Raw genomic sequence first — 13,736 nt, forward strand, 5'->3', positions numbered from 1 at the left:
TCATGAGCCGGCTGCCAACAACAACAAAAGGCGAATGATGAATCTGGCAGCCATGAAAGTGAGTTCGCGTCTTGCGATCGGTTTTCTCTTGCTTGTTCTTGCGTTGATGGTACTTGGGGGCCTGTCCCTGTACGCCGTGAGGACGCTGGACAAGTCGATGTACGACATCGTGAACGTGAACAACCAGCAGTTGAAGCTGGCGCTGCAGATGCGCGAGCTGGTGCAGGGCCGGGCGATCGTGGTGCGCAACATCGTGCTCTACACGGACCCGCAAGCCGTGGCCAATGAGATCGCCCGGGCCGAAGACATGGCGGCGCGCTATCGCCAAGCCAATGAACGTCTTGCGCAGATGTTTGCGAGCGATGCCAATACCCTTGCCGCGGAAAGGGATCTGCTGGCCGCCGCCCGCCGCGCGGAACAGGACGCGACGCCCATCTACCTGCGTGCGCTGGAAGCCGGGCGGCAGAACAACACGCAGGAAGCCGCCCGCATTCTGCGGGAAGAGCTGCGCGCCAAGCAGGACGCGTGGCTCGACCAGTTGCTGTCGCTTGCCAACCTTGAATCCCAGCTCAACGATGAATCGGCGAAGCAGGCGGCGGCGACGTCGGCGCGTCTGCAGAGCACGATCATTGTGATCATGTCGATCGCGGTGCTGGTGGGCGTCCTGTCGGCGTGGCTGGTCACGCGCAGCATCCTGCGGCAGCTGGGCGGAGAACCCGCCGACGCGCAAAAGCTGGCGGGCGCTATTGCCAGCGGCGATCTCACGACGGCGCTCAAGCTCGATGAGCGGGATCATTCGAGCCTGATGTATTCGCTGGAAACGATGCGCAGGCAGCTTGCGTCGACGGTCGGCACGATCGTCAGCGCGGCGGAATCCATTTCGACGGCGTCGGCGCAGATTGCCGAAGGCAATGCCGACCTGTCGCAACGCACCGAGGAGCAGGCCGCATCGCTTGAGGAAACGGCCGCGAGCATCGAACAGATGACCTCGACGGTGCGGATGAACCAGGACAATGCGGCCAGCGGCAGCAGCCTTGCCGTCGATTGCAGCCAGCTCACGGTTGAAGCGGGCCGCGTGGTGGGCCAGGTGGTCGATGCGATCGGGGCGATCTCGGCCGATGCGCAGCGCATGGGCGAGATTGTGTCGGTGATCGATAGCATCGCCTTCCAGACGAACATTCTTGCGCTCAATGCGGCCGTGGAAGCGGCGCGGGCCGGCGAACAGGGCCGCGGCTTCGCCGTGGTGGCGACGGAAGTGCGCGCGCTGGCGCAGCGCAGCGCCACGGCCGCCAAGGAGATCAAGGGCTTGATCGAGAACTCCCAGCGTGCGGTGGAGGGCGGCGAGTCGATGGCGGCCACGGCGGGTGGGCAGATGGAGAAGGTGCTCGACGCCGTGGCAAGGCTCAAGGAGGTGACCGTTGAGATCGCCTCGGCCTCGGCCGAGCAGACTGCCGGCATCGAGCAGGTGAACGTGGCGGTGTCGCAAATGGACACGATGACGCAACAGAATGCGGCGTTGGTCGAAGAGTCCGCTGCGGCGGCCGGCGCAATGGCCACGCAGGCGAAAGAGCTCTTGCAGGCGGTGGCGCGCTTCAAGACGGAACGGCAGCCTGGCGCGGCGCAGCCCGGCGCGCGTTACGAGCGGTTGGCGCTGGCAGCACCTGCGCACGCCTGAGGCCGCAACCTGACCGTATGATGCGGCCTGGGGCGGCGAGCGCGCGGCCCCATGCAGCAGCTGTCAACGCACACGGAAGGGGAATACTGACATGCGAGTTCTGTTGGTTGAGGACGACGCGATGTTCGCGGACGCGTTGACGCTGGCGCTCGAGGAATTGGACTTCGCGGTGACGCTGGTGCAGGACGTCGAAGCCGCCAAGGTGCTGCTGCTGCAGCACGCCTTCGCGCTCGTGCTGCTGGATATCGGGCTACATCGCGGTTCGGGATTGGATGTGCTGCGTTTTGTGCGCCGGCGCGGCGATGACGTGCCGGTGATCCTGATTACCGCGCGGGACGCGTTGAGCGATCGCATCAGGGGGCTTGATATTGGCGCCGATGATTACGTCATCAAGCCGTTCGAGCCCGCGGAGCTGTTTGCCCGCATGCGCGCCCTGCTCAGGCGCAGCGGCGTTCCGGGCGACAAGATCCTGGCCTGGCGTCATGTGAAGCTGGATCCGGGCCGGCGCGAAGCCTTCGTCGACGAGGCGCCGACACGGTTGTCGGAGCACGAGTTCCGCACGCTGGAGATGCTTCTCAGGCACGCGGACCGGCTGGTGTCCACGGAAGAGCTGCGCGTGCACCTGTATGGCGCGGGCCGGCCTGGCGAGAGCAACACGATCGCCGTGTTCGTTCATTCGCTGAGAAAGAAGCTGGGCAAGGACATCATCGAAAATGTTCATGGTCAAGGCTACCGGCTGGCCCGGGATAGCGGCTGATGCGGCGGGTCACGAATTCGTTGCGCGCACAGGTCCTGTTGGGCATCTTCAGCGCGCTGCTCGTGTCGTGGCTGGTGCAGTTTGGCTTGTATTGGAACAGCGTGACCCGGGCCGAATCCGGGTTGCGCGATCATGAATTGAGTGCCGTGGTCGACAGCATGGCCTTCTTTCTGGCGATGGTGCCCGCCACACAAGACATCACCCGCGAACTGCCGGTGCCCGCCTTCCTGGTGCGTCAGGCCGTCGGCAAGACCGAGATCCAGGTCTGGGACCGCGTGACGAATCGCCTGGTGCTGGCGTCCAAGGACGCGCCGCGCAAGCGGATGGTGCAGGGAAACACGGTTGGATTTTCGTGCGTCGTCCAGGATGGGGATACGTGGCGGGTGTACACGGGGCTGGACGAGTCCGCGCGCTTCGAAATCGTCGCGGGCACGCCGACGCGAGCGTTCTATGCCGGCCTTGCCGCCCGGTTCGAACTGGGCTCGATCATCACGTTGCTGATGTTTGCCGGGATCGGGGGCGTTACGATGCTGGTTGTCTGCCGTTCCGTGCGCAAGCTTGGCTGTGTGGCCAGGGAGATTGCCGAGGCTAGCGTGACAGACGGCGTGACCGTTGATGAGCGGGCCGTCCCCGCCGAGCTGGTGCCGTTGATACGCGCGATCAATGAGCGCCAGCGCCGGGTGGCGGCGTTGATCGAGAACGAGCGCCGGTTCATCGGCGATGCCGCCCACGAGCTTCGCACGCCGCTGGCGGTGCTGGCCGTGTATGCGGACACGGCGTATCGCGTCAACGATCCCGTGAAGGCCAGGATGCTGATGCAGAAGATCGCGCAGACCACGCGCCGCAGTTCCCGCATCGTCGAACAGCTGCTGGACCTGGCGCGCACGGACCGCAACGACATCCGCCTTGAGCCGGTGAATCTCGCGTCCGTGGTGGCCTTCGTGCTGCGGGACATGCAGGCCTCGTTCATCCATCGCGGCCAGCAGGTCACCGTGGATGCCGCACCGGTCCTGATCATGGGCCAGGTGGATGCGCTGGGCATTCTGGTGCGCAATCTGGTGGACAACGCGGGCCGGTACAGCGGCGAGAACAGTGCGATCAGCGTTGCGCTGCATTGGGAGCCGGAGGGCGTCACGCTGGCGGTCGCGGACAACGGGCCCGGCATCGCGCGGTCATTGCGCGAGCGGATCTTCGATCCGTTCTATCGCGGGCCGGGTGCGCCAAGCCACGGGAGCGGGCTGGGGCTGGCCTTGGTCGCCAGAATTGCCCGCTCGCACGAGGCGCGCGTGACCGTTGACGAAGGGTCCGAGGGGCGCGGCGTCTGCTTCAACGTGGTATTCCCGCTGCCCGGCGCAGCAGCCGCCGGGCTTGCGTGACGAGGACAGCGGCGCGTTGCGCGGCCGTCGAGGCGGCCTTCATTCAAAGGGCGCTTGCCGGATTAATCAAAAAGGCCAAAGCGGGACGGGCCCGCGTGTCATTTTGTGACTGAATGCGGCGTCGCCAAGCGCTCGGGCCGTGCGTTCAGCCGATTAAAAGATGGTATCCAGTCACGGCTGATTTTGCCGCTCGGATGGTATCCAATAATTCAAATTAAATACTTTGGATAATATCTTCGCGGGTATGCCTAGCATTATCAGACGTATGCCGTAGACCTATTTTGATAATTAACGGGATACAACCCCGATTATTAACGGGGACGCAAAAAAAATCGTTATACAGTGCCTCCTTTTTTCGAGAGCTGACCCTAAATTCACGCCGGCTGAATTATTACTTGTCGATACTTTTTAAACATATCGGCAATAGGTGAAAGGAAGCTCGATTAATCCGGAGGATTGAAGTTTTGGCACACGGCACAAAGAAGTGGCTGACGGCGACGCTCGCCTTGAGCGCGTCCTATGTGGGCAGCGTCACCGCTGCGGACCTGACCATCGGGGCGGGCAATACGCAGGTGTTTGACGGGTCGGCCAACTTTCCCGGCGGAATCGATGTCAATGGCGGGACGGCGGTAATCGGCGGCAATGGGGGCGGCGCGGGCGTGACGATCGGCGGCAACGTCAACGCCATGTCCGGCGGCACCGTGGCGGGTTTTGGCGCGATCAACGGCGACCTGAACGTGACGGGCAATGCCCGCGTCGCGCCGGGATATTGGGTGGACACGCCCACCGGCGTTTCCAACGGCAATCTCGTTGTGAATGGCAACCTGGGCATCAACAACGGCGTTTTCGATTTCGAAACCGGCTATGCCGGACTGCCCATCACGCAACCCGGCACGGGCGACAACATCACGGTGGGCGGCAACGTTGCCCTGAACAACGCGACGTTGAACGTGAAGGTCAGCACGCACGGCGTCAACGCGGGCTTCTACCGCATCATGTCGTACGGCGGCACGTTGAGCGGCAGTGGCCTGACGCTGGGCACGGTCTCCGGCGACTCGGTGCCGGCCGCCACCATCCAGACGCTGACGGGTGACAAGCACATCAACCTGGTTCTGGGTCCCAGCACGACCAACCTGTGGAACGGCAATGGCGTGGCCTCCGCGGCAAACGCCGGCGGCGGCAACGGCACCTGGAGCGCCGCAAGCACGAACTGGAACAGCCCGACCAACGCCACCGGCGCGCTGCCCAGCGGCGGCTATGCGATCTTCACGGGCGCGGCGGGCACGGTCACCGTCGATGGCAGCGCGGGCCCGGTGCGCGTGTCGGGACTGCAATTCGCGACGGACCGGTATCGCCTGCAGGGCGCGCCGATCACGCTGGCCGGCACCGGCGGCAACCCGCCCGTCATCGTCGTCGGCGACGGCACGTATGCCGCGGGCAGGTTCGTGGACATCATCGACAACCCGCTGCAAGGCACCGAAGGCTTTGTGAAAACCGGCGTCGGCTCGATCATCCTGAACGGCGACAGCAGCAACCTGACCGGTCCGATCTTCATCGCCGACGGCGCGCTGGAGATCAACGGCAAGCTGAATGGCCCGATGGACATCGGCCGCGAAGTGGTGCTGGCCGGTGTTGGCCAAGTGGGCAGCACGACGCTGTACCCCACGGCCGTCATCTCGCCGGGCAACGACGGCACGCCGATGGGCACGCTGACGGTCAACGGCAACCTGAATTTCGGCCAGGACACGGTTTACCGCGTGCATGCCGATCCGGCCAGCACCCTGAGCGACCGCATCCATGTGACTGGCGTCGCCACGCTGGACGGCACCGTGGCCCACGTGGGTCCGAACGGCAACTACGCGCCGCGCGCGACGTACAACATCCTGACGGCCGACGGCGGCATTCAGGGCCGCTTCACGGGCGTGTCTAGCGCATACGCGTTCCTTACGCCGTCGCTCAGCTATGACGCGAAGAATGCGTTCATGACGCTCGCGCGCAACGACGTGCCGATCGGCAGTGTCGGCGGTTCGGAAAACGAAACCAACGTGGGTGGAGCACTGGACCAGCAGGCGCCGCCTTCGAGCGGCAATGGCGCGGCGCCGGCAGGCAACGGCGCCGCGCCGTCGGGTAGCGGTTCCAGCCAGGCTGGCAGCGGCTCGGCCTCGGCGGAAAATGGCGCGCCTTCGACCGGCAATGGTTCTGCGCCGACGGGCAATGGTTCCGCGCCGACGGGCACCGGCTCGGCCACCACCGGCACGGGTACGGCCTCGGCCGGCGGCGACGCTGCACCGGTCGTCACCCAACCCGTTGCGCCCGGCGCCGATTCGTCGCTGATTGCCAGCGCCAATGGCGCGGGCAAGGCGACGGGCGCCAGCCAGGTCACGGATGCCGTGCTGGCCATGACGCCGGGGCAGGCGCGCGCGGCGTTGAAGCAGTTGTCCGGCGAAGCGTACGCGAGCACGGGCAGCGTGCTGCAAACCCAGGGCGACGCGGTCACCACCTTGCCGCTGTCGCATCTGCGCGGCAATCTGGACGCGCCGATGCGCGCCGGCCGGCCGACGGCGCAGTTGGGCGCGGCGTCCTCCGACGCCCTGCCGCAAAGCGGCGCATCGCCGATCTGGGCGCAGGCGTTCGGCAACTGGAGCACCTTCAACGGCGACGGCAATGCATCCACCGTGCGTCAGTCCTCGGGTGGCCTATTCGTGGGCGGCGATGGCGACGTGGGCGGCGGCTGGCGTCTGGGTGGCGCGGTCGGTTATACCGGCAGCCACAACTCGATCTCCGACGTGTCCTCGCGCATGAGCGTGGACAGCTACACGGCGACGGTCTTCGGCGGCAAGAACTTCGAAGCCGGTCCGGGACACGTGCGCTTCATGGCGGGCGCGGCCTACACCTGGCACGAGATCGACGCCAAGCGCAACGTCGCGGCCGGCAGCCTGAACCAGCGTCTGGAATCGTCCTACAACGCGTCGTCGACGCAACTGTTCACGGAGCTTGGCTACAAGCTGCCGCTTTCGGACGCCTATGCGATCGAGCCCTTCGCCGGCGTGGCCTGGAACCAGATCCGCACGCGCGGCTTCCAGGAGACAGGCGGCTCTGCGGCCCTGCGCGGCCAGAGCAACACGGACGATGTGACGAGCACCACGCTGGGCCTGCGCGGCGCCATGCTGATCGGCACGGACAGCGCGCCTGGCCGCTTGACGGCGACGTTGGGCTGGCGCCACGCGATGGGCGATGTGAAGCCCACGCAGAAACTGGCCTTTGAAGGCGGCAGCACCTTCACGGTGTCGGGTGTGCCCATCGCGAAGAACGCGGCGGTGCTGGGCCTGGGCGCCGAAGTGGCGATCACGCGCAGCACGACCGCGGGCGTGGCTTACGACGCGCAGTTCGGCAGCGGCAACCGCCAGCAGTCGGGCATTTTCAAGCTGATGACGCGCTTCTGAGGCGCATCGGCGTGGCCGCATGACTGCCCGTCAGGGCAGGATTGCGCGCCGGCCCCGCACGCCTGCAACGCGCTGAGTTCGGGGTCCACGGGCCCGGCCCTCAGCGCGTTTTATTTTCGGGGTCTGCTTTGGAAATCGGAGGCGGCAGGGGCAGGCCCTCTGCCCGGGCCAGTCTTTCCATCGCGACTTCCAGAATGGCGCGCGCCTGCCCCGCGGCGCGGCCCAGGTCGCTGTGCAGCTGCGCGTCGTCATCGTTGCGGGACGCGCATTGCACGCTGTAGCGTTCGAAGCTGCCCACCATCAGCAGCAGGTCGGCCAGGTGCTTCGGGCATTCGCAGGCCAGGCCGCTGCCCGAGGCCATGATGGTGAACAGCGCATGCTCGTCAAAGCGCAGATCCAGCGTGGGCTGGGCAGGCGCGGTCGGCAGCCGTTCGCCGGCTAGCGCCGAGCGGCACAGCAGCAGCAATTCGCCGATGTCCGCCGGAACGCGGGCCGCCAGAAAACCGTGGGCGCGCAAGGCGCGGATGGTCGCGCTGGCGCAGAACCGGTAAAGCACCAGCACGGCGACGTCGCCGCACGCCTTTGCGGCCGCCACGATCAGCGGCAGCGCGCTTTCATGCAGCTCGGATAGTTCGATCACCAGAACCTCGAGGTCCGCCTCTTGCGGCGTGAGGGCGACCTGTTCAAGGTGCGGCCAGCTCTGTTGAACGATCACGTCCAGGCCGTCGCGTCCGCTGCCGGCGATGCGGCGGGCCAGGTTGGCGCCGGCCACGCCCAGGCGCAGCGGCCCCTGCGCCGCGGGTTGGCGCGCGGCGGCGCCAGCCAGTTCCTGCAGCTGTTCGATGGACATGGGCGCAAGCACGCCGATGGCATGCCCCTGATCGACCAGTTGCTTGAGCAGGCTGAGACGGCGCACCTGTTCGGCGGAATACAAGCGCTGGCCGCGCGCCGAGCGTTCAACATCGGACAGGTTGTAGCGGCGCTCCCAGACGCGCAGCGTCTCGGGCGAGAGCCCCGCCAGGCGCGCCGCCACGCCGCTGCGGTACGTGATGCGGCCGTCGTCGGATTGCTTGGATTCCATTGTTTTCCTTGACCCGGTATTGAACCGATATGTTTGCATAATAGCGGTTCAAATCGTGGACGAGAAGAAGGCAGCCGCGTAAATTCCTTCATCAAGCGGTTCAACTTCCCCCTATTCGAGGCCGCTTTCGGAACCCGCGCTCGCGGGAGGTCACTGGACAAGGAGTCAATCATGAAACGTCTTTTGGCAGGAATTTCGCTCACCCTGGCGCTGGGCACCGCGCACGCCGCCGACATCGTGGACACCGCCAAGTCGGCCGGTTCGTTCAATACGCTGGTCACCGCCGTGCAAGCGGCCGGGCTGGTCGACACGCTGAAGGGTCCGGGCCCGTACACCGTGTTCGCGCCGACCGATGAAGCCTTCGCCAAGGTGCCGAAGGACAAGCTGGACGCGCTGCTGAAAGACAAGGCCGCGCTGACCAAGGTGCTCACCTATCACGTCGTGCCGGGCAAGGTCATGGCCAAGGACGTCAAGCCGGGCAAGGTGAAGACGGTTGAAGGCAGCTCGTTGACCATCGCGGTCAATGGCGGCAACGTCACCGTGGACAACGCCAAGGTCGTGAAGACCGATGTCGCGGCGGACAACGGCGTCATCCACGTCATCGACACGGTGCTGATGCCGAAGTAGGGGTTTGTGCAGGTAGCAGGCCGTACCGATGTCCGGCCTTGATAGGCCACCTTGACGGTGCGTGGCCTATCTTTTTTCTTCATGACCGGCAAGCCGCCTCACCGGCTTGCCGGTCCCGGCATCAGTTCAGTCCGGGATGATATTCAAGGCCGCCGCGCCGACGCTGCTCGTTTAGCGGAAAATGTGCCGGCCAGGCGATGCGTCCGCCTCGCGCTTGCGATGCGCGAAATTGAGCGTCACCATCAGCCCCGCTGCCATCGAGAACAGGTGCTTGAGCGTGTGGCCGCTCATGAACGCGAACGTCTGGTAGATCTGATAGTCCAGCAGTTCGGCGGCCTTGGCCAGCACGTAGAACCCGATGGCCGCGCCGAAGTACAGCCGTTCGCGCAGCGGGGTGCCGTTTCTCCATTGCAGCAGCGGCACCAGCACCAGCGGCATGAACTGCACGAAGAGGTACGGACGCAGATCGTCCGTGGACGTATGGTCGGTGTACCACCACCACGCCACGCTGCCCACGGCAAGCGCGGTCCACAGCACATCGACCCAGCGGCCGTCGCCGACGGTTTCGCGCCAGACGGCCGACAGGATGCCGGCGCACAGCAGCGCGATCGGCAGGCGGTCCCAGATCAGGCGCGCGTTGTCGGGCAAGAGGTGATACCACCCGGAGCCGAAGGCGGTCAGCATGAGCGCAAGGAAGAACACCGTGTAGCCGGGGCGGATGGCGTCCAGCGCACGCAGGTGGCGCGAGTGCATGACCAGCGCCAAGCCATACCAGCCGACCACCGCGAAGCCCAGGTTGGAGAGCACATCGCCCGCGTTGGGAATGCCCAGCCACGCGCGCTTGTCGGCAAAGTCGTGATTGTGCTCGAGCTGGGCGATCGGCCCGTGCAGCGCGAGGCCCACGGCGACCAGGATCACGACTGTGCACGGAAGCAAGCGGCGCGTGTTCAGGCCGGGGGGCGTTGCAGCAGGTAGTGTGCTCATGCGGTTCTTCCCCGGCAGGCGGGTGTGCCGGCTAATGCTGATAGTAAAGGCGGCGCCCGCCCGTCTCCAGCCCCGGCGCTGCGGGTTTCGCAGGATTTTTATGTCGTTGTGTATCGGCGCGCCGGCAGCGCCGGGATCAGCCGGCGCGCGGCAGCCAGTCCGAGACGGTCGCGAGGACCTGCTCGGGCCTCTCGCGGTGCGGCACGTGGCCGCAGTTCTCGAAGATGACGGGCTGCGCGCCGGCCAGCTGCGCAATGCGCTCGGCGTGCACCGTGGAGCCGTATTCGTCGTTGTCGCCGTGCAGCGCCAGCGCGGGGCATTTCACCTGCGCCAGCTGCGGGTCCAGCGTCCAGTCCGCGAAGTCCGGCGACAGCCAGGTGTCGATCCAGGCGCTAAGCACCCAGGCCGCCTTGTCGCCGTGGTACTTCTTCAGGCGGTCAAGCTGTCCGGGCTGCGCGAAAGCCTCGCGTGCCTGGCGGATGCCTTCCAGGGTGCGTTCCTCTGCGTAGACCTGCGCGGATTCGGTGATGAGCGCGCGGCACGACTGCGGATACGCCGCGGCGCTGGCAATGGCCATGCCGCCGCCCACGCTGTGGCCAAACGCCGCGAACTGGTCCAGCTCCAGCGCTTCGCGCACGGCGCGAAATCCCTCGATGGCTTCGCGCACCACGAAGTCCACACCGAGGGTGCCCTTGTACGGGTCGGACCGGCCAAATCCCAGGCGGTCGTAGGCGATGACCTCGCGCCCCGTCGCGCCGGCCAGCCGTTCCGGAAAGTCTCGCCACAGCTCCACGCATCCCAGCGAATCGTGCATCAGCACGATGGGCGCGCCGCTGCCGGCAGACGTGGCGGATGCGGCGGGCGTCCAGCGCCGCACGAAAAGCTGGCCGCTGGCGGCGGGGACGAATACATCTTGGAATTCGACGGACGACATCACGGGTTCTCACGGATCAGATGGCACGGGACGCCTCTGGGGCGCGGCAGCACGCCAGCCGCCTCCCGGGGACAGTTCGAAATAGTAGCGTAGGCGCGCGCAGGCGCTTGCTGGCGTTGCGCGCCGGTATCAAAGGCGTGACGTTACGAATGCAATTGCTACTGCACCACGGCGGACCGTGTCCGCACGCACATCATTTGTCGCATTACGTGCCCTGCCCGCGCGCCGATTTTCGCCGGCGCGCCACTACGATGGCCGCAGTTATTTACCGCACCAGGAGCAAGTCATGAAAATCCCTTTCCGCCACCTCGCCGGCGCCGCCGCCCTCATCGCGGCGCAGTGCTACGCAGGCACCGCCAGTGCGCAGTGGCTCGACGCCGTAAAGGGACAGATGGAAGGCGCCGGGCAAGGTAGTGCAACCCAAGGCGGCGCCGCCCAAAGCAACGCCGGGCAAGGCGGAATCCTGCAGGGCCTGGGTAATAGCCTGCCGCTGTCTTCGCTTACCCCGGCCTCGGCCGGCAACGCGGCCGGCGTGCTGGAGTTCTGCATGAAGAACAACTACCTGGCCGGTGGCGATGCGCAGGCCTTGAAAGACAAGCTGATGGGCAAGATCGGCGGCGGCTCGACGCAGAAGGCCAAGTCGGATTCGGGATACCTTGCCGGCCTGCAAGGGCTGCTCAACGGCAGCGACGGCAAGTCGGTGGACCTGAGCGGCGGCGGGCTGAAAGAGGAACTGACCCGCAAGGCGTGCGATCAGGTGCTCAAGCACGCCAAGTCGTTCCTGTAGCGGCGCCCCATCGCTACTTCGCCGCCCCGAAAATATCCTCCCGCGCCGCGCGGCTTAGCGCCACCACCGCCGGGTGCTCCAGCCGCTGGTCGGTGGTGATGGCGTAGAACTGTTCCTTCACCGCCGGTGCGTGTCCGATGGCGCGCACACGGTACTGCTTGCACAGGTACGCGGCGGTCGCCGTGGGCGCGACGAAGAGGCCTGTCCCGGTCTGCCCAAAGGAGTTCATCAGCGCGCTGTCGTCGAACTCGCCCACGATGCGCGGGCGGATGTCCTGTTCGTCGAACCAGCGCAGCAGCCGCGGCCGGATGGCGGCGTCTTCGCCCGGCAGCAGGAACGGCGCCTGGTCCAGCAGCGCCGGAAACGTGCCCGGCAGGGTGTCCAGCAGTTGCGGCGATCCAAAGAAGGTCAGTCCGCACTCGCCCAGCAGATGGCTGAAGCCGCGCACGTTCAGGTTGCCGGGCATCGGGCGGTCGGCGATCACCATGTCGAATCGATGCACCGCCAGATCAGCTAGAAGGAAGGGAAGACGCCCTTCGCGGCAGATGAGCCGCACGTCCTCGGCCAGCTGCAATGCGGGTTCGATCATCCGGTACACCATCGCCTTGGGCATGCCTTCGGCCACCCCCACCTTGAACTCCAGCGCGCGCCGCGCGGGACGCTCACGCAGGTCATCCAGCAATTCGTCGCCCAAGGTGAAGATGCGGTCCGCGTAAAGCAGCGCATGGCGCCCCACGTCGGTCAGTTCAAGGCCTCGGCCGGCGCGCCGGAAAAGCTCGGTGCCCAGCGCGGATTCCAGATCCTGGATCTGGCCGCTGATGGATTGGGGCGTGCGCTGCAATTGCTGCGCCGCGCGGGCGATGCTGCCCGCCTTGGCCACCGTCCAGAAATAGCGCAGATGCTTGTAGTTGAGCGTGACCATGGCTGATCGCTCCAAAAAATCTGACTATCGGGTCATCTTAATGCGAATTGTTGGAGCAATCGCGCCGCACTAGACTGGCCTCGTGCGAATGCAGTCCCTGTGCGCCCCTTGCGCGGCTCGCGTGGCGCGAGGGAAGGAGGCGCCTTTCATGAACCGGGTCGAAACCTTTGCGACGCTGCCGATGTGGGCGGGATTCGTGGGTTTCGTGCTGCTCGTGCTGGCGCTGGACCTGTATGCGTTCGGCGGACGCCGCGCGCACCGCGTGTCCTCGCGCGAAGCGATGTGCTGGGTGCTGGCGTGGATGACGCTTGCCACGTTGTTCGGCGGCCTGATGTGGTGGTATCTGGACGCCGCGCTGGGGCGGGCGGTGGCACATCAGAAGACGCTGGAGTTCTTTACCGGCTACCTCATTGAACTGTCCCTGTCCGTGGACAACATGTTCGTCTTCTCGCTGATCTTCACGTACTTCGCGGTGCCGCTGGAGCTGCAGCGGCGCGTGCTGCTGTACGGGGTGCTGGGCGCCATCGTCATGCGGGTCAGCATGATCCTGGCCGGCGTGTGGCTGCTGTCGCAATTTACGTGGCTGTTTTACGTGCTGGGCGCGTTCCTGGTCTTCACGGGGCTGAAGATGCTGTTTACCGCAGGCCGGCAGCCGGATATCTCGCGCAATCCGCTGGTGCGCTTCCTGCGGTCGGCAATGCGGATCACCAAGGACTATCACGGGCAGTCATTCTTTGTGCGCATCGACGGGTTGCGCTACGCGACGCCGATGTTCGTGGTGCTGGTGATGATCGAGGCGACCGACGTCGTGTTTGCCGTGGATAGTATCCCCGCCATCTTTGCCGTGACGACCGATCCGTTCATCGTCTTCACGTCCAACATACTCGCCATCATGGGGCTGCGGGCGCTGTATTTCCTGCTGGCGGACATGGTGGCGCGGTTTCACTATCTCAAGTATGGCCTGGCAACGGTGCTGGTCATCATCGGCGGCAAGATGCTTGCCGAACAATGGGTCCACGTGCCGGTGCACTGGTCGCTTGGGGTGGTTGGCGTGATCCTGCTGGCGTCGGTGGGCGCAAGCTGGGTGATGCCGGGAAGGGGCGCGCATAAGCCCGCGCGCTCCGAAACCAGGAAGTCATGACCCGGAGGT

11 protein-coding genes are annotated in these 13,736 nt (G+C 65.7%); 7 read left to right on the forward strand and 4 right to left on the reverse strand.

Going from position 1 to position 13,736, the window contains the following annotated elements:
- Window positions 1-52: 52 nt before the first annotated feature.
- The 4 genes from QEP15_RS01220 to QEP15_RS01235 all read left to right on the forward strand — a co-directional run bounded on the left by QEP15_RS01220 (window position 53) and on the right by QEP15_RS01235 (window position 7,251).
- Window positions 53-1,675 (forward strand): methyl-accepting chemotaxis protein, encoded by a 1,623-nt coding sequence (locus tag QEP15_RS01220; protein ID WP_280148333.1) that lies wholly within the window; start codon window positions 53-55, stop codon window positions 1,673-1,675.
- A gap of 91 nt (window positions 1,676-1,766) precedes the next feature.
- Complete coding sequence (locus QEP15_RS01225) at window positions 1,767-2,432, forward strand: response regulator transcription factor (RefSeq protein ID WP_152383175.1); 666 nt, start codon at window positions 1,767-1,769, stop codon at window positions 2,430-2,432.
- Window positions 2,432-3,808 (forward strand): sensor histidine kinase, encoded by a 1,377-nt coding sequence (locus QEP15_RS01230; RefSeq protein ID WP_152383176.1) that lies wholly within the window; start codon window positions 2,432-2,434, stop codon window positions 3,806-3,808. Before QEP15_RS01225 ends, QEP15_RS01230 begins: the two co-directional genes overlap by 1 nt.
- A gap of 464 nt (window positions 3,809-4,272) precedes the next feature.
- A complete protein-coding gene (locus QEP15_RS01235; protein ID WP_280148334.1) occupies window positions 4,273-7,251 on the forward strand; it encodes an autotransporter family protein in 2,979 nt (992 codons plus the stop codon).
- 100 nt (window positions 7,252-7,351) lie between these two features.
- Here the strand turns inward: QEP15_RS01235 and QEP15_RS01240 are convergent, their stop codons facing one another.
- A complete protein-coding gene (locus tag QEP15_RS01240) occupies window positions 7,352-8,332 on the reverse strand; it encodes a MerR family transcriptional regulator (RefSeq protein ID WP_152383178.1) in 981 nt (326 codons plus the stop codon).
- Between the two features lie 171 nt (window positions 8,333-8,503).
- On the opposite strand from QEP15_RS01240, the gene QEP15_RS01245 reads away from it, so the two are divergent.
- Window positions 8,504-8,959 carry a fasciclin domain-containing protein gene (locus tag QEP15_RS01245; RefSeq protein WP_062840036.1) on the forward strand — a complete coding sequence of 152 codons (456 nt, stop codon included), beginning with the start codon at window positions 8,504-8,506 and terminating at the stop codon, window positions 8,957-8,959.
- Window positions 8,960-9,130: 171 nt separating this feature from the next.
- On the opposite strand, the gene QEP15_RS01250 is transcribed toward QEP15_RS01245, so the two are convergent.
- Together QEP15_RS01250 and QEP15_RS01255 are read right to left on the reverse strand one after the other, a co-directional pair.
- Window positions 9,131-9,943, reverse strand: coding sequence for a hypothetical protein (locus QEP15_RS01250; protein WP_280148335.1), 813 nt, complete (start codon window positions 9,941-9,943; stop codon window positions 9,131-9,133).
- A 136-nt stretch (window positions 9,944-10,079) separates the two neighbouring features.
- The gene (locus tag QEP15_RS01255; RefSeq protein ID WP_280148336.1) at window positions 10,080-10,877 is read right to left on the reverse strand and encodes an alpha/beta fold hydrolase; all 798 of its coding nucleotides are present in this window, start codon (window positions 10,875-10,877) and stop codon (window positions 10,080-10,082) included.
- Window positions 10,878-11,163: 286 nt separating this feature from the next.
- On the opposite strand from QEP15_RS01255, the gene QEP15_RS01260 reads away from it, so the two are divergent.
- Complete coding sequence (locus QEP15_RS01260; RefSeq protein ID WP_227741331.1) at window positions 11,164-11,664, forward strand: YjjA family protein; 501 nt, start codon at window positions 11,164-11,166, stop codon at window positions 11,662-11,664.
- A 13-nt stretch (window positions 11,665-11,677) separates the two neighbouring features.
- On the opposite strand, the gene nhaR is transcribed toward QEP15_RS01260, so the two are convergent.
- The gene (gene nhaR, locus QEP15_RS01265) at window positions 11,678-12,586 is read right to left on the reverse strand and encodes a transcriptional activator NhaR (protein WP_062840040.1); all 909 of its coding nucleotides are present in this window, start codon (window positions 12,584-12,586) and stop codon (window positions 11,678-11,680) included.
- 148 nt (window positions 12,587-12,734) lie between these two features.
- Between nhaR and QEP15_RS01270 the strand changes: the two genes are divergently transcribed.
- Entirely contained in the window at window positions 12,735-13,727 is a 993-nt protein-coding gene (locus tag QEP15_RS01270) for a TerC family protein (protein WP_280148337.1), read from the forward strand.
- The last annotated feature ends 9 nt before the right edge of the window (window positions 13,728-13,736 follow it).

This window comes from Achromobacter mucicolens (genome assembly GCF_029866465.1).
Lineage (GTDB): Bacteria > Pseudomonadota > Gammaproteobacteria > Burkholderiales > Burkholderiaceae_B > Achromobacter > Achromobacter mucicolens.